The 15,266-nt window shown below is 69.6% G+C and carries 10 protein-coding genes; 6 read left to right on the top strand and 4 right to left on the bottom strand.

Translation table 11 applies throughout. The features are described from left to right. Nucleotides 1-38: 38 nt before the first annotated feature. The 3 genes from HV826_RS06985 to HV826_RS06975 form a co-directional block, all read right to left on the bottom strand. Nucleotides 39-491, bottom strand: coding sequence for a cytidine/deoxycytidylate deaminase family protein (locus HV826_RS06985; protein WP_163786031.1), 453 nt, complete (start codon nt 489-491; stop codon nt 39-41). 95 nt (nt 492-586) lie between these two features. Continuing rightward, nucleotides 587-1,465, bottom strand: coding sequence for a serine protease (locus tag HV826_RS06980; RefSeq protein ID WP_176416220.1), 879 nt, complete (start codon nt 1,463-1,465; stop codon nt 587-589). A 123-nt stretch (nt 1,466-1,588) separates the two neighbouring features. Beyond that, the gene (locus tag HV826_RS06975) at nt 1,589-3,835 is read right to left on the bottom strand and encodes a PrkA family serine protein kinase (RefSeq protein ID WP_176416219.1); all 2,247 of its coding nucleotides are present in this window, start codon (nt 3,833-3,835) and stop codon (nt 1,589-1,591) included. 279 nt (nt 3,836-4,114) lie between these two features. Here HV826_RS06975 and HV826_RS06970 point away from each other — a divergent pair, with 279 nt between their 5' ends. Continuing rightward, nucleotides 4,115-5,635, top strand: a complete 1,521-nt coding sequence (locus HV826_RS06970) for an Hsp70 family protein (RefSeq protein WP_176411793.1) — start codon at nt 4,115-4,117, stop codon at nt 5,633-5,635. Nucleotides 5,636-5,680: 45 nt separating this feature from the next. On the opposite strand, the gene HV826_RS06965 is transcribed toward HV826_RS06970, so the two are convergent. Beyond that, the gene (locus HV826_RS06965; protein ID WP_176416218.1) at nt 5,681-7,753 is read right to left on the bottom strand and encodes a protein kinase domain-containing protein; all 2,073 of its coding nucleotides are present in this window, start codon (nt 7,751-7,753) and stop codon (nt 5,681-5,683) included. A 68-nt stretch (nt 7,754-7,821) separates the two neighbouring features. Between HV826_RS06965 and HV826_RS06960 the strand changes: the two genes are divergently transcribed. From HV826_RS06960 to HV826_RS06940, 5 genes are all read left to right on the top strand, one after another. Further along, complete coding sequence (locus HV826_RS06960; RefSeq protein WP_255217072.1) at nt 7,822-9,963, top strand: carotenoid oxygenase family protein; 2,142 nt, start codon at nt 7,822-7,824, stop codon at nt 9,961-9,963. A gap of 348 nt (nt 9,964-10,311) precedes the next feature. Next, complete coding sequence (locus tag HV826_RS06955; RefSeq protein ID WP_176416217.1) at nt 10,312-12,084, top strand: chemotaxis protein CheA; 1,773 nt, start codon at nt 10,312-10,314, stop codon at nt 12,082-12,084. Next, a complete protein-coding gene (locus HV826_RS06950) occupies nt 12,069-13,724 on the top strand; it encodes a methyl-accepting chemotaxis protein (RefSeq protein ID WP_176416216.1) in 1,656 nt (551 codons plus the stop codon). Before HV826_RS06955 ends, HV826_RS06950 begins: the two co-directional genes overlap by 16 nt. 12 nt (nt 13,725-13,736) lie before the next feature. Then, nucleotides 13,737-14,318 carry a chemotaxis protein CheW gene (locus HV826_RS06945; protein ID WP_255208187.1) on the top strand — a complete coding sequence of 194 codons (582 nt, stop codon included), beginning with the start codon at nt 13,737-13,739 and terminating at the stop codon, nt 14,316-14,318. Nucleotides 14,319-14,324: 6 nt separating this feature from the next. Next, entirely contained in the window at nt 14,325-15,203 is an 879-nt protein-coding gene (locus tag HV826_RS06940) for a protein-glutamate O-methyltransferase CheR (RefSeq protein ID WP_176416215.1), read from the top strand. The last annotated feature ends 63 nt before the right edge of the window (nt 15,204-15,266 follow it).

The following is a 15,266-nucleotide window of genomic DNA, read 5'->3' as shown; positions in this document are numbered from 1 at the left end:
GCGCGCAGCGGCCGGTCCTGCCCCGCCGTGCAGGGTGATCAGGTACCCGAGGCGGGAGGCCGGGCGGCTTCGCCCAGCCCCACCAGGTCCAGCTTCAGCCGGGCCGCGTACTCGAAGATGCGCGGGTCCCGGTAGAACTCGCCGAACACGATGCGCACCAGGCCCCCGTTGGCGATGAGCTTGAAGCACGGCCAGCACGGCGAGGCGGTGGTGTAGATGGTCGCCCCTTCAATGCTGACGCCGTTGGTGGCCGCCTGGATGATGGCGTTGGCCTCCGCGTGGACGGTGGCCACGCAGTGGCCGTTCTCCATCATGTGGCCCACGTCATCACAGTGCGGCAGCCCGCGGATGGCGCCGTTGTAGCCGGTGGACAGGATGGTCCTGCCCCGGACGATGACGGCGCCCACGTGCTTGCGATCACACGTGGCGCGCGAGGCCACCTGCGTCGCGATGTCCATGAAGTACTGATCCCACGACACACGTCCGGCCATCCCACACCTCCCGTCGGGCGGATGTACCCCGCTCTGGCGCGGTGTCGAGATTCCAGCTAGGCAAGCCCGGCGCACCGGGACACCGCGTGAAGGGACTAACGCCCGGCGGCTTGTGCGACGCCACCCTCCGTCAGGGGCTTGCGCGCCAGCAGCCGGCCAAAGCCCTTGGCCTGGAGGAAGTGGCGCACCTTCGCGCTGGGCGCCGCGAACGTCTCTCCGGGCATGGGCACGTCGAAGCTGTAGTTCTCCTCCTGCACCTCGAAGTCCACCTTCGCGGTGCGGTACCCCTCCACGATGGCCAGCAACCGGCCCGTCGTCAGGCTGAAGATGCCGCCACCCGACGCGCCGTAGCCGATGGGGGCGTCCGTCTTCACCATCTTCGGGCGCTGGGATTCCTTGTCCCATTCAACCTGGGACAGCATGCCGCCGGACAGCGACAGCGCGCGGCCGAACGGCGAGGCGGCCACCACCACGTCCTCACCCAGCTCCAGCTCCGCGTCGTCCGCCAGCTCCACCGCGGGCAGGTCCAGCCCCGGCACGCGTACCAACGCGAGGTCCAGGTCAGGCACCTGGCCCATGGCCACCACCTCGCCCCGGTGCTCCAGCGACTCCGCGCGGCGGTCCACCAGCACGCGCAGCTCCGGCGCCTCCATCCCGTCCATGACCACCGCGTGCGCGTTGGTGACCACCCAGGCGACCGTGGCGCCGTTCGCATCCCGCTCGGCCCCCACCACCACGCCCGACGCCGTGCTCCGCACCCTGCCCTTCGACGCCAGCTGCAGCCGCACGTTGTGGGGGAGGATGCGCCGCACCTGCTCCTTGCGCGTCATCCGCGGCGCGTCCGGCACCGCGAGGACCCGCTCGACGACGGGCACCACCTGGGGCGCGGGGGTGGCGGCGGCCGGCTGGGACGGGGCACCGGCGCACGACACGAGGGCGAGCAGGGCGGGGGCGCCCAGGAGGAAGCGGGTCATCGACTCTCCGGTCTGGGGGGGAAAACGGATGCAGCCAGGACAACTCCCTGGCAGCTCCCATCATCCCGAGCCCTTTCCGGCTTTGAAAGCAGGCGTCCAGGCGGGCCCCGGACGCCTGCCCCGTCACGCGTAGCGCTTCTTCATCAGGAAGAGGATGGCGTCCTTCGCGCACGCCTCACAGTAGCCGTAGCGCTCCACCATGCTCTTCAGCGTGCTCTGCACCTGCGTCTGCTCGCGCGCGGTGAGCTGGTTGCGGTCCTCGGACAGGTACTTGAGGACGTTCTCCTTGTTCTTGCGCAGCACCCGCTTGCGCTCCTCGAAGTAGTGATCCCTCAGGCGCTTGAACATGTCCGGGAAGATGCGGCTGTAGTCCATGTCCGCGTCCGGGTTGTCCAGCCGGTGCGCGCCGATGGAGGCGATGAGCCCCCGGCGGAAGTCGGTGGCGTCCTCGCCGCGCGGCATGATGATGGCCTCCACCTCCACCATGCGCTGCTCTTCCGGCGCCTCCATCCCCCCGGTGACGCGGTTGCGCATCTTCTCCCCGCGCACCCAGTGGCTGATGGTCTGGATGTAGCGCTCCACCAGCTCGCGGTACTGCCCCTCCGACACCAGGCCCATGGACTCGCGCACCTCCGAGTCCACCCGGTCCAGGTACTCCGCCTCCGCCAGCCGCACGAAGGCGTCATGGTCGTGGTAGCCGTCCACCACCTCCTGCAAGAGGAACTCGTAGACGCTCTTGTCCTTGCAGATGGCGGACAGCTCTTCCAACACCGCCAGCGCGTTGAGGCACTTGTAGTCGGCGTTCTGCGCGGCGTTGAAGAGCGCCGTCTTGATTTCGCGCGCGCTGGCGCCCGAGCGCCCCTCGTAGTTGGGGTACGCGTCCGACTCCGTGAACAGCTCCTCGCGCAGCTTGCGCAGCTCCTTGGTGTTGGCCAGGCTCAGCCGGTCCGGCGGCGCGCCCTCCTCGTAGAGGTGCAGCTTCTCCACCGGCGTCACCTGGTCGATGAGCTCCTTCACGTCCTGCGGGTAGCGCTCCGGGATGGGCTTCTTCAGCCGGGTGAGCACCGCCCACATGGCCGCCAGCTCCGTGGCGTGGGGCGCCACGTGCTTGCCCACGGTGGTGGAGGTGATCTGCGCGTCGTAGATCTGCTGCTCGGTGCGGTAGCGGCGCAGGTAGGGCACGCGCACCAGCTCGATGCGGCCCTTGAACGACGCGAAGTCCGGCAGCTCCTTGAAGGCGTTGAGGTGCTTCTCGTTGGCTGACGCGATGAGCACCTCGTCCAGCTGGAGGACGAAGGGCTCCAGCGGCACCTCGCCCGTCTCGCTGAAGCCCAGCAGGTACTTGAAGGCCTCCAGGGGCCGCTTGAGCAGGTCCGCGTACTCGATGAGGCCCCGGTTGGCGTGGACCAGGGGGCCGTGCGGCTCGAAGAGCACCGTGCTGTGCAGCGGCGCGGGCACGTTGAGCTGGGTGCGGTCCGCGGTGAGCTGCTGGACGACGGCGTCCACGCTCATCTGCGGCTCCACCGTCACCGTGCCCACCTGGTAGCGGCGCGACACGTAGAAGCGCTCCACCTGGACGTGGCGCATCACCTTCAGCCAGTCCCCGCCGTAGGAGCTGAGCAGCGCGGTGTAGATGCGGCGGCACTTGGAGCACAGCTCGCCGTCCCGCACGTAGTCGGACAGGATGAAGTCGCCGCTCTCCCCGTCCCCGTTGCCCAGGCCCTTCTTCTTGAGGGCGGTCTCCAGCAGCTTGCGCCGCTCGCCGGGCGGGACGGCGAAGAGCGGGTGATCCCTCAGCTCGCACGGCATGCGCAGGTCAATGGACTCCGCCTCCAGGTGCGCGAAGGTGGTCATCTCCCCACCGACGGTGTCCCGCTCCCCGAAGCCGATGGAGCCCTTGATGAGCTTCTCCGACGGGAACACCCAGGCGAGCCGGTAGAGCGCCCCCTGGGGCTGCCGGGAGTACGCCTCCATGCCCTCTTTCAGGGCGTTGACGAGCGTGGACTTGGCGCTGCCATTGGGCCCGTGCAGGAGGATGAGCTTGTTGATGCGGCCAGCCCGCACGAAGTTGCCGAGCAGCCGGTAGATGGCGTTCTGCACCTCCTCCTGGCCCGCCACCCGGTCGTCCCGGTCGCCGCCGGGCGCGTCGAAGACGTGGAAGCGCCGGATGGTGCCGGTGGGGTGCGGCACCGTGGTGGTGCCGAAGTGGTCCATCACGTCCCGCAGGTACTGCGCGGCGTTGCGGGCCTGGCCCTTCGGGTCGCTGAAGAAGAGGGAGAGATACTCCTCGAAGGAGAGAATCGACCGGTTCTTGACGAAGTCGGCGTTCACCTGCGCGCCCACTTCCTGCAGATAACCCTTCGCGTCCAAGTTGACTCTCCTCTGGTCAGTCATCCACCACCAACACCAAGTTTTCCGCCCGGGCCACCAATGTCCAGCACCCCGGCCGCCATTGTCGGCTGGGGCACGCGCTGCTGGCCACCGGGCGGGCACCGGGAGGGCCACGGCCCCTTCCTGGGGAAGCAGGGAGCCCGGGTCCGCATTCCCGGGGAGCGGCAAACGTCGCGGTGTGTGAACTCGCGCGCGACGCGAGGGTGCGCTACGGTCTTTTTCTTCCTCTGCGGCCTACCCACCCGGAGTCCAAGCAAGATGCACAAGGAGCCCATCATCGGCATCGACCTCGGCACGACGAACTCGTGCGCGGCGATCGTCGAGGACAGCGGGAACGTCAAGCTCATCCCCTACAAGGGCGGCGAGTACACCATCCCCTCGATCTTCGCGATCGACGACAAGGGGAACGAACTCATCGGCTACGAGGCCAAGCGCCAGTGGCAGCTCAACCCGCGCAACACCGTCTACGGCTCCAAGCGGCTGGTGGGCCGGGGCTTCGGCAGCGAGGTCGTCGACACGATGAAGAAGGTCGTGGCGTACAACATGCGCCCCGGCAAGCAGAGCGACGTCACCCTGGACGTGGGGAAGAAGGAGTTCACCCTCCAGGAGATCAGCGCCAAGATTCTTGGGAAGATCCGCGAGGTCGCCTCCAACTACCTGAAGATGCCCATCAAGCGGGCGGTGGTGACGGTGCCGGCCTACTTCAACGACAGGCAGCGCCAGTCGGTGAAGGACGCGGGCAAGCTCATCGACCTGGAGGTCGTCCGCATCATCAACGAGCCCACCGCGGCGGCCCTGGCCTACGGCGTGGGCAAGGGGCTGAAGGAGAAGGTCGTCATCTACGACCTGGGCGGCGGCACCTTCGACGTCTCCATCATCGAGATTCGCGACCGCGTCTTCGAGGTGAAGTCCACCGGCGGTGACGTGTTCCTCGGCGGCATCGACTTCGACAACGCCATCATCCACCACGTCCTCAAGGACTTCGCGGCGAAGACGGGCATCGACCTCGCCACGGACCCGGTGGCCATGCAGCGCATCAAGGACCTGGCCGAGCGCACGAAGATCGACTTGTCCGCGCGCGAGGAGGTCCCCTTCAACATCCCCTTCATCACGATGACGTCCCAGGGCCAGCCCCTGAACATCGAGATGAAGTTCACCCGGAAGATGCTGGAGCAGCTCACCAACCAGCTCGTGGACCGCACCCTGCAGATGGTGGCGCGCGTGCTGGTGGACTCGGGGCTGTCCACCAAGGACGTCGACGAGGTCATGCTCGTGGGTGGCCAGACGCGCATGCCCATCGTCCAGGACCGGCTCACCAAGTTCTTCGGCAAGCCGCCCAGCAAGGGCGTGCACCCGGACGAGGCGGTGGCCATTGGCGCCGCGCTCTACGCGCACTCGCTGCAGGACGACACCAACCTGCGCATCCAGCTGCTGGACGTGATTCCCATGGCCATTGGCCTGGAGAAGGCGGGCGGCGCGTTCCACGTCGTCTTCCCGCGCAACGCGGCCATTCCCAACGCCAAGCAGCTGCTGGCCACCACCAGCATGGACAACCAGACCGAGCTCGCCGTGCGCATCTTCCAGGGCGACAACGAGCTGGTGGCCCGAAACGACATGCTGGGCGAGTTCACCTTCTCCGGCATCCAGCCCGGCCGCGCCGGCTCCGCGCAGGTGGAGATCACCTTCGATGTAAATGTGGAGGGCATCCTCACCATGCGCGCGCGCGACCCGGCGTCCGGCCGTGAGATGAAGACCACGGTGCGCGTCACCCAGGCCTGATTCGCCTCCCCTGCCCCGCTCCCGTGCGCCGGGAGCGGAGCACCCTCAGCCGCCCCGGGTGGTTCCGCGGCCCTTCGCCGCCGTTGCCGGGGCCAGGAAGGCCGTCGCGTCCTCCGTGCCTGGCGGGCCGTGGCCCTCGTCGCGGGCCAGCTCGAAGAGGCCCGTCTCCACGGGCACCAGGTGGACGCGTGACGCCGCGCGCGCCTGGGCCCGGCCGCTGACCAGCACCTGCCCGCGCCCGGCCCGTACCGCCAGCCGCGCCGCGGTGTTGACCACGTCTCCCAGCACCGTGAAGTCCAGCCGGCCGGAGGCCTTCGCGCCCACGCTGCCGGCCACCAGGTCGCCCGAGTCCAGGCCCATGCAGACGCCATGCGCGTAGGGCGCGCCCTCGCCACCACGCGACGCCAGCGTGCCCAGCTGCCGGTGGATGGCGTGGCAAGCCTCCAGCGCCAGGTCCACGTGCCCGGGGCCCCGGAAGACGGCCATCACCGCGTCTCCCATGAACTTGTCCACGATGCCGCCGCGCGCGAGCAGCTCCGGGACAATGGCCTCGAAGTTGGCGTTGAGGCGGCGCAGGGACTCCGGCGGCGCCTCCTGGTGCAGCACCGGCGTGAAGGCATCCACGTCGATGAACACCACCGTGCCGTCCACCCACTCACCCGCCATGGCGTCCGAGCCCTGGAGCAGCGGCGGCAGCCGCTCCAGCACCGCGCCCGGGACGAACATGCGCAGCAGGCCGTTCTCCTCCGTGTAGCGCACGGTGCGGCGCAGCTCGCGCACGTGCTTCAGCGTCTTGACGAGCGTCGCCTCCAGGTCCGGGAAGTCGATGGGCTTGGTGATGAAGTCGAAGGCGCCGCGGTTCATCGCCGTGCGGATGTTGCTCATGTCGCCATACGCGGAGACGATGACCACCCGGGTCAGCGCGCTGATCTCCCCCACGCGCGACAGGAACGTCAGCCCGTCCATGCGCGGCATGTTGATGTCGCACAGGACGACTTCAATGTCGGGGTGCTGGCGCAGCTCCTCCAGCGCCTCCTCGCCGTCCGCGGCGAAGAGGAACTGGTAGACGGAGCGGCGGATCTGCTTGCGGAAGCTCTGCTCCATCAGCACGACGATGTCCGGCTCGTCATCCACGACCAGGATCTTCGCCGGGCGCGACGGCCGGCCCGCGTCCACCGCGTGAGTGAGGGCGGAGGCCAGCTCGTGCGCGGACTGGAAGCGGCGCGCGGGGTCCACGTCCAGGGCGCGCGCGAAGAAGGCGTCCACCTCCGTGCCCAGCTCCGGCGCCAGGCTGGACGGCGTCGCGGGCGGCGGCGGCACGTTGCCCAGGCGCATCTGCCGCAGCGACTCCAGGGGGAACGGGTGCTGTCCCGTCAGCGCGCGGTACGCCACCACGGCCAGCGCCCAGAGGTCACAGCGGTGGTCCAGCCGCGGCGCCAGCCCCCGGAGCTGCTCGGGGCTCATGTACCGGGGCGTGCCGGCCATCTCCTCCTCGGGGTGCGGCCGGGCCGCGCCGCCGGACATCAGGAGCGCCAGGCCGAAGTCCAGCACCTTCACCTGTTCGCCATGCTCCGTGCGCGCGAGGAAGAGGTTGGCCGGCTTGAGGTCACGGTGGATGACGCCCGCGGCATGCGCGGCGGTGAGCGCGCGGGCCGTCTGCGTCACCAACCGCTCCACCATGGCCAGGGACAGCCGACCGCGGCGGTTCAGCAGGGCCTCCAGGTCCTCGCCCACCAGCCACTCCATGACGATGTAGGGCGTCTCGCCGGAGAGGTCGCAGTCGTGGACCTGGATGACGTGGGGATTCTGGAGGCGGGCAATCGCCTGCGCTTCCCATTCGAACTGCTGGCGCGCCAGGGGCGCGGGCGCGCAGTGGGCCGCCATCAGCTTGAGGGCCACGCGGCGCTGGAGCTTGGGATCCAACGCCACCCAGATGGTGCCCATGCCACCGCCCGCCAGCCGCCGCTCCAGGACGTAGCGGTCGCCAACGACTTGTCGCTCTGAGTTGGAGTCTTCGACCATGGGGAGCGGGGAGTGTCTCACACCGGCCCCTCGCAGTGTACCGCGGGCCGCCCTCTCCCACGGCGGCCGGCCGTTCGGCCTTGACCGGCCTGTCACGACGCGCGTGCTACGGTCCCCGCCCCCAACCCGATACGGCGTGCACTCACCCAACCTCCGGAGGCGTCATGCCCGACACTGAATCCGTCCTGAAGTCCCCCGCCCCCGCGGCGACTGAAGCGTCCCCTTCCCACTCGCGTGAGCCGGACGGCCACGCCCTCCCCGGGCTGCACGTCCCACCGGGACTCAGGCCCGGCATGCCGCGCAACGCGATGACCACCAGCCCGGTGGAGTACGTCAACGAGCCGCTGCAGGTGCTCGCCGGCGCGCTGCCAGCGGACCTGCAGGGTCACGTCTATGTCGCGGGGCCCAGCGTGCACGCGGGCTCACCGGCCCTGGCCTCGGACGGGCTCGTGATGCGCCTGGACTTCCAGGTGGGCGGCGCCCGGTTCACCTCCGCCACCATGCGCACACCGTCGTATTTCACACGCCAGCAGGTGGACGCGGGCGCGACGGCGCGAGGCCCCCTGACGCGGCTGCTCAACCGCTTCCGAGAGACGACGCTGGCGGACGTGTCGCTCACGCTGGGCCCGCAGGAGACGCCCAACACGGCGCCCTTCCTGGTCGAGGGCGAGCGGATGCTGCTGGTGACGACGGACGCGGGCCGCCCGTGGGCCATCCACCCCAAGACGCTGAAGGCGTACACGCCGCTGGGCTACCTGCGCGAGTGGAACCGCGCCCTCCCCACGCCGTGGGTCTTCCCGCTGCTGCAGAGCACGGCCCACCCGGCCTTCGACCCCGCCGAGCGCATGGGACCGCGCACCGACGACAAGCGGCCCCGCCTCTTCTTCACCAACCACGCGCCCAAGTGGCCGCTGGGGCCGGGCTTCACGCAGCTGGTGAGCTGGGACACGGAAGAGAACCGGCTGAACCACTGGAAGCTGATGGACGCGGCCACGGGCGAGCCGGTGGTGGCGTCGTCGCTGCATCAGATTGCCGCCACGCGGGACTACGTGGTGCTGCTGGACGCCAACTTCCCCATCAACTTCTGGCAGATCGCCGCGCAGGCGGCGGTGCCCTTCCTGCCGCGGGTGCAGCGCGCGGTGGAGTGGCTGACGGCGTCCCCCGCCGCCCCGCAGGCGGTGTTCTGGGTGGTGCGTCGCGCGGACCTCCAGACGTCACCCGGGACGCTGGACCCGGAGAATCCGCCGCTCGTGTCCGCGCACCGCTTCCAGGCCGGGGGTGGCGGGCTGCACTTCGCCGCCATCTATGAGAACCCCGACGACGTCATCACCCTGGTGGTGGGGCACTCGCCCACCGAGGACCTGTCGCATACCTTGGAGCCGGGCGAGCTGCTCATCAATGGCAACCGCGTGCAGGACTGGCAGGCCGGGATGCCCACGGCGGTGCCCGTCACGCGCAGCTCCATGGGGGTGCACCGCATCGACATGAAGCGGCAGCGCATCCAGTCCAATCTGTATTCACATGACGACTTCACCTGGGGCCTGACGGTCTTCTCCAACGCCGGGCTGGTGAATGGCGAACTGGAGGCGCACCTCCGGCTGCTGGGCCACGTGATGAATGGCAAGGTGCCCTCGAAGGAGCTGGCGCTCTACCTCAACTCGGACGGCTTCACGGCGGACATGGTCCCGGAGGCGCTCTACCAGCTCTACAAGCCCGTCGTCGGGGACAAGTCCGCGCTGCCCATCCGCGACGGGCGCGCGGCGAGCTTCTTCAAGTTCTTCGTCGACTCCGGCCGCTTCGAGGGCTACGTGCTGCCCACCGGCTGGTTCGGCTTCGCGCCCCAGTTCGTCCCCAGCGCCCGGTTCCCCCAGGTGCCGCACTGGAAGGGCTACGTGGTGGCGCTCGTCGTGTCGGACCCGACGCCAGACCTGCCTGAGAACTCCACGGGCGACGAGGTCTGGGTCTTCGACTCCGAGGACCTGACCAAGGGCCCCATCTGCCGGCTGGGAAGCCGCAACTTCGACGTGGGCATGACGCTGCACACTACCTTCCTGCCCCCGGGCCTGCCAGACCTCCTGGAAGGCCAGCCTCCGGGCAACGTGGCCCCCTACTGCGTGGACGTACAGCAGGACCTGGACATGGACGCCATTGAACAGGCGTACCTGGAGTGGCCCCAGACGCTGCTCCCCCGCGTGCCCCCGGTGCTGTTCGCCCCGTGGCGCCTGGGCGTGAGGTGGGCGTTGAACTTCCCGAAGCTGCGCCAGGTGCTCCAGGAGGATGTGTTTCCACACTTTCCGCGCAGGTGATTGTGTCTGGAATTTGCGGGTCCAACACACCCCAGCCAAGGTCCAAAGCACCCCTCAATGCCTGCTCAATTACACACTCCTCGGGTTTGACAGGAGTTATGTTGATACATTGAAACTTTTCTCAACCCGCGATAGGGTGGTGTCCGGTTCGTGACACTCCCCACGCGCGGGTTGGTCCTTCCGCGCGGAAGCAGGCTCCGCGTGGACGGAGCGTCGTGGGCACAGCCCGTCCTCCTGCCGCTCGACGCGTACCTGCATGACCGCCGACATGATGCGCTGTTTCAGGGATGCCCCCGGCCCGGGGCACCTTCGCTGGGAGACGCGTGTGCGTCACCCGGAGGCGGTGTCATGAGCGCGAACGCAGGGGGCCCGCCCCCCGGACTGGGGCCGGAGTGGCAGCAGGTGTTGGCCGTCTTCGCCGATGAGGCGGAGGAGCTGCTCTCCTCCATGGAGGAGACGCTCATCGCGTTGGAGGCGCGTCCCGACGACGAGCGCCTGCGCACGCTGTTCCGGCTGGCCCACAACCTCAAGGGCAGCGGGAGCTCGCTGGGCTTCGAGGCCCTGACGGACTACGTCCACGGCGTCGAGGACCTCATCCAGGCGCTGCTCGACCAACGGCTCGCGGTGGGGGAGCCGTGGGTCTCCCTGTTGCTGGAGGCGGTGGACCACCTGCGCGAGCTGACTCGGGCCGCGCTCGCGGGCGTGGACCAGTTGGGCCCCGCGCACCAGGCCCGGCTCACGCGGCTGCGTGAAGGCGGCGCCACCGGAAGGTCGCAAGCAGCGGGCGCACCGCCCCCCGTGGCCGTTGCGCTGGAGGACGGGTCCCAGCGGGTAGAGGCGCGCGCGGCGTCTCGAGGGCGCTCCTTGCGGATGGATGTCGAACGGTTGGATCGCATCGTCACCCTCGCCGCGGAGCTGTCCATCGCGCGAGGCCGGATGACGCAGTTCCTCCTGGAGGCAGAGGGTTCTGGCGCGAGCTGGGACGAGGCGCTCACCCAGCAGCGGGAGATGGACCCGCTCTTCCAGGAGCTCCAGGAAGAGGTGATGCGGGTGCGCATGGTACCCGTCGGCCCCCTGTTCCGGCAGCACCTCCGCACGGTGAGGGACCTGGCGCGGGCGCAGGACAAGCTGGCCCTGCTGGAGCTGGAAGGCGAGGACGTGCCGATGGACACGGCCGTGCTGGAGGCGCTGCGCGACCCCCTGCTCCACCTGCTGCGCAACGCGCTGGACCACGGCATCGAGACGCCAGCGGAGCGCCAGGCCGCGGGCAAGGAGGCCTGTGGGCGCCTCCGCCTGCGTGCCTTCCATGACGCGGGCAGCGTCGTCGTGGAGCTGTCGGACGACGGGCGGGGCATCCAGCGCGAGCGGGTGAAGGAACGAGCACGCGAGCGGGGGCTGACGTCCGCGCTGGAGCGGCTGAGAGACGAAGAGGTGGACCGCCTCATCTTCGAGCCCGGGTTCTCCACCGCGAAGACGGTGACGGAGCTGTCGGGCCGCGGCGTGGGCATGGACGTGGTCCGCCGCGACATCGAGGCCATGCGAGGCACGGTGGCCATCCGGAGCCAGGAGGGCCACGGCACGGCGATGACGCTCCGCCTGCCCCTGACGCTCGCCGTCATCCAGGGCTTCGCCATGGGCGTGGGCGACCAGATCTACGTGGTGCCCATCGAGCTGGTGCAGGAGTGCCTGGAGCTGCCGGCGGCGAGCCGCACCCGCGAGGAGGCCGGCATGCTGTCGCTGCGAGGACAGCCCCTGCCCTACCTGCGGCTGCGCAACGTCTTCGGCCTGGGCGGTGAAGCGCCGAGCCGGGAGAACGTGGTGGTGCTCCGCCACCCGGATGGCGTCGTGGGGCTGGCGGTGGACCACCTCCAGGGAGACGCCCAGCGCGTCATCCGCCCGCTGGGTCGGCTGTTCCAGAACGCCCCGGGCATCTCCGGGTCGACGATTCTGGGGGATGGCCGCGTGGGCCTCATCCTCGACACCCCCACGCTGGTGCGCAGGGCCATCCGCCGGGCCAACGCCCCCCCCGATGACGCGTGGAGCGAGTCGGCGAGCCCCGCGGCTTCCCCCCGAAATCCGTCATCCCGCAGCACGGAGCCGTCACCATGTTCGACAACCTGAGCATCACCCGGAAGCTTCTGCTGGCGTTCACCACCATGGTGGCCATCCTCATCGCCATCGTGATGGCCACGTACTCGACGCTGAACCGGACCGCGGACGCGGACGTGGAGAACAAGCGGAGCGCCGAGGTGCTCATGACGCTCCGGACCCTGGAGGGCGACCTGGCCGACGTCGAGACGGGCCAGCGTGGGTTCCTCATCACCGGCGACGAGCGCTTCCTGGAGCCCTACACGGCGGCCCGCACCAGCTTCGTGCAGAACCTCAATCACATCCGGGAGCTGACCGCGGACAACCCCCGTCAGCAGGAGCGGCTCCAGGAAGGCCGCGACGTGTTCCAGCAGTGGCTGAGCCAGCACATCGACCACTCCATCACCCAGCGCCGGGACGTCAACGCGGGCCGGGGTGACCTGACCGCCCTCTTCGACGTGGTGAAGGCGGCCGGAGGCAAGGAGCGCGCCGACCGGATGCGCACCATCTTCACGGAGGTCGCCAACGAGGAGACCGCGCTCCAGGCCAGGCGCACGGTGGCCATCAACGAGCTGGTGGCGCTGCTCTACGACACCCTCATCTTTGGCGGGGCCCTGGGCGTGGCGCTCGCGGGGCTGCTGTCCTTCATCCTCACCCGCAGCATCGTCCGGCCGCTGTCCGAGGCCGTGCACGTCACGGACCAGGTGACGGGTGGTGACCTCACTGCCACCATCTTCGTGCGCGGCAAGGACGAGACGGGGCAGATGATGACGGGCATGCGGGAGATGATTCACCGGCTGTCGGGGGTCATCAGCGAGGTGCGCGGCGCGGCGGGCTCGCTGTCCTCCGCGTCCACCCAGGTGGCCGCCGCCTCACAGGGCCTGTCTCAAGGCACCAGCACGCAGGCCGCCTCCGTGGAGGAGACCACCGCGAGCCTGGAGCAGCTCAACGTCACCATCACCCAGAACGCGGAGAACAGCCGGCAGATGGAGCAGATGGCGCTCAAGGGCGCCCGCGACGCCGAGGAGAGTGGCCGCGCGGTGAAGGAGACGGTGGAGGCGATGAACGCCATCGCGGAGCGCATCTCCATCATCGAGGAGATCGCGTACCAGACGAACCTGCTGGCGCTGAACGCCGCGGTGGAGGCCGCCCGCGCCGGGGAGCACGGCCGGGGCTTCTCCGTCGTCGCCACCGAGGTGCGCAAGCTGGCCGAGCGGAGCCAGAAGTCCGCGAAGGAGATTGGCGCGATGGCCACCTCCAGCGTCCGCGTGGCGGAGCGCAGCGGGCAGCTGCTGACGGAGCTGGTGCCGGCCATCCGCCGCACCGCGGAGCTGGTGCAGCAGGTGACGACGGTGTCGAAGGAGCAGGCCATTGGCGTGTCGCAGATGAGCCGCGCCATGGTGCAGGTGGACCAGGTCACCCAGCGCAACGCGTCCGCGGCGGAGGAGCTGTCCTCCACGGCGGAGGAGATGGCGACGCAGGCCGAGTCGCTGCTCCAGATGATGACCTTCTTCCGCCTGGCGGATGGCAATGGCTACGTGACGCGCGGCACGTCAATGACTCCCGCGCCGCGGCTGCCGGGGTCCCCGGCGAAGTCGCTGTTCGCGGCGGCGCAGGGGCACCTGCCCGTCCCGCCGGCGCCGGGTTCGAACCAGGACTTCCAGCGGTTCTAGGCGGAGGCGTCCATGCCCATGAGAGACTCCAACGACAAGGCCGCCCGCTCCAACTACCTGAGCTTCATGCTCGCGGGAGAGGAGTACGGCGTGGGCATCCTGCGGGTGCGGGAGATCATCGAACACCGCCCCATTACGCGCGTCCCGGGCATGCCCGCGGCCGTGCAGGGCGTCATCAACCTGCGAGGCAGCGTGGTGCCCGTGGTGGACCTCGCGGTGAAGTTCGGCCTGCCGCCGCGGCCCCTCAGCCGGTGGACGTGCTTCGTCATCGTCGAGGTGACGCTCGACGGACAGCAGACCGCCATCGGATTGCTGACGGACTCCGTGAGCGAGGTGCTGGAGCTGGGGCCGGACGACATCGAGACGCCGCCCGCCTTCGGCACCCGCGTGCGGCTGGACTTCCTGCTCGGCATGGGGCGGCATGAGGACAAGTTCATCATGCTGCTGGACCTGGACCGGCTGCTGTCCGTCACCGAGCTGCTCAGCCTGATGTCCACCACGGACGATGTTCCTCCAGCGCCCGAGGTCGAAGTGGCGGCCACCGTTGACGTCGTCACGGAGCGCGCTCCGGACGAAGTCACGGGGAACGGCTGACGGGAGATGCCGGCGCCCCTGCCAACCGCGCCGCCAGTGTTGACGGCCCGGGAGCTGTCCCTGTTCCAGGCGCTGGTGGAGCGGGAGGTGGGCATCCACCTGTCTCCGGCCAAGGACGCGCTGGTGGCCAACCGGCTCGCTCGCCGGCTGCGGGAGCTGGGGCTCTCGTCGTTTAGCGCGTACTATGCGTACGTCACCGAGCGCGGGCATGAGGCGGAGAAGGTGCGGATGCTGGACAGCCTCTGCACCCACGAGACGGCCTTCTTCCGCGAGCCCCAGCACTTCGCGCTGCTGCGTGAGCGCGTCTTCCCGGAGTGGGTGGCCCAGGCCAACGCGGGGCGCAGGTCGAAGAACCTCCGCGTCTGGAGCGCGGCGTGCTCCACCGGGGAGGAGCCCTACTCCATCGCCATGAGCCTGCTGGAGGCGTTTCCGAAGGGCTCCGGCTGGAGCCTGGAGGTGCTGGCCACGGACCTGTCCACCTGGGCCGTGGAGCGGGCGCAGGAGGGCCTCTGGAGCCTGGAGCGGGCGGCCACGATTCCGCCGCCCCTGCTGCGGGCCTTCATGCTCAAGGGCGTGCGGTCGCAGGAGGGCTTGATGAAGGCGGGCCCGGAGCTGCGCGCCATCATGCGCTTTGGCCGCGTCAACCTGAACGCGCCGGACGCGTGGCCCGCGGGGCCGTTCGACCTGATCTTCTGCCGGAACGTCCTCATCTACTTCGGCGCGGAGGCCCGAAGCCGGGTGATTCAAGGGATGCTGCGGCGGCTCCCGCCGACGGGGTACTTCTTCCTGGGCCACGCGGAGAGCCTGATTGGCGTCGACGTGGACGTCCGGTCCGTGAGCGCGAACGTGTACATGCCCTGGACCGGAGCGTCAGGCCCGCCCTGAGGGTCGCCAGGCCCCCTCAGGGCGGCAGCCCTGGCGGCTCGGCGGGCGGCGCGGCTGGGCCCG

The sequence above is a fragment of the Myxococcus sp. AM010 genome, assembly GCF_013372585.1.
GTDB lineage: Bacteria > Myxococcota > Myxococcia > Myxococcales > Myxococcaceae > Myxococcus > Myxococcus vastator.
This window is presented reverse-complemented; position numbering and strand designations above follow the sequence as displayed.

What these genes read in the sequence shown, in the direction of transcription:
- HV826_RS06985 (WP_163786031.1), bottom strand. Translation starts at nt 491, where the DNA reads ATGGCCGGACGTGTGTCGTGGGATCAGTACTTCATGGACATCGCGACG.
- HV826_RS06980 (WP_176416220.1), bottom strand. Translation starts at nt 1,465, where the DNA reads ATGACCCGCTTCCTCCTGGGCGCCCCCGCCCTGCTCGCCCTCGTGTCG.
- HV826_RS06970 (WP_176411793.1), top strand. Translation starts at nt 4,115, where the DNA reads ATGCACAAGGAGCCCATCATCGGCATCGACCTCGGCACGACGAACTCG.
- HV826_RS06960 (WP_255217072.1), top strand. Translation starts at nt 7,822, where the DNA reads ATGCCCGACACTGAATCCGTCCTGAAGTCCCCCGCCCCCGCGGCGACT.
- HV826_RS06955 (WP_176416217.1), top strand. Translation starts at nt 10,312, where the DNA reads ATGAGCGCGAACGCAGGGGGCCCGCCCCCCGGACTGGGGCCGGAGTGG.
- HV826_RS06950 (WP_176416216.1), top strand. Translation starts at nt 12,069, where the DNA reads ATGTTCGACAACCTGAGCATCACCCGGAAGCTTCTGCTGGCGTTCACC.
- HV826_RS06945 (WP_255208187.1), top strand. Translation starts at nt 13,737, where the DNA reads ATGCCCATGAGAGACTCCAACGACAAGGCCGCCCGCTCCAACTACCTG.
- HV826_RS06940 (WP_176416215.1), top strand. Translation starts at nt 14,325, where the DNA reads ATGCCGGCGCCCCTGCCAACCGCGCCGCCAGTGTTGACGGCCCGGGAG.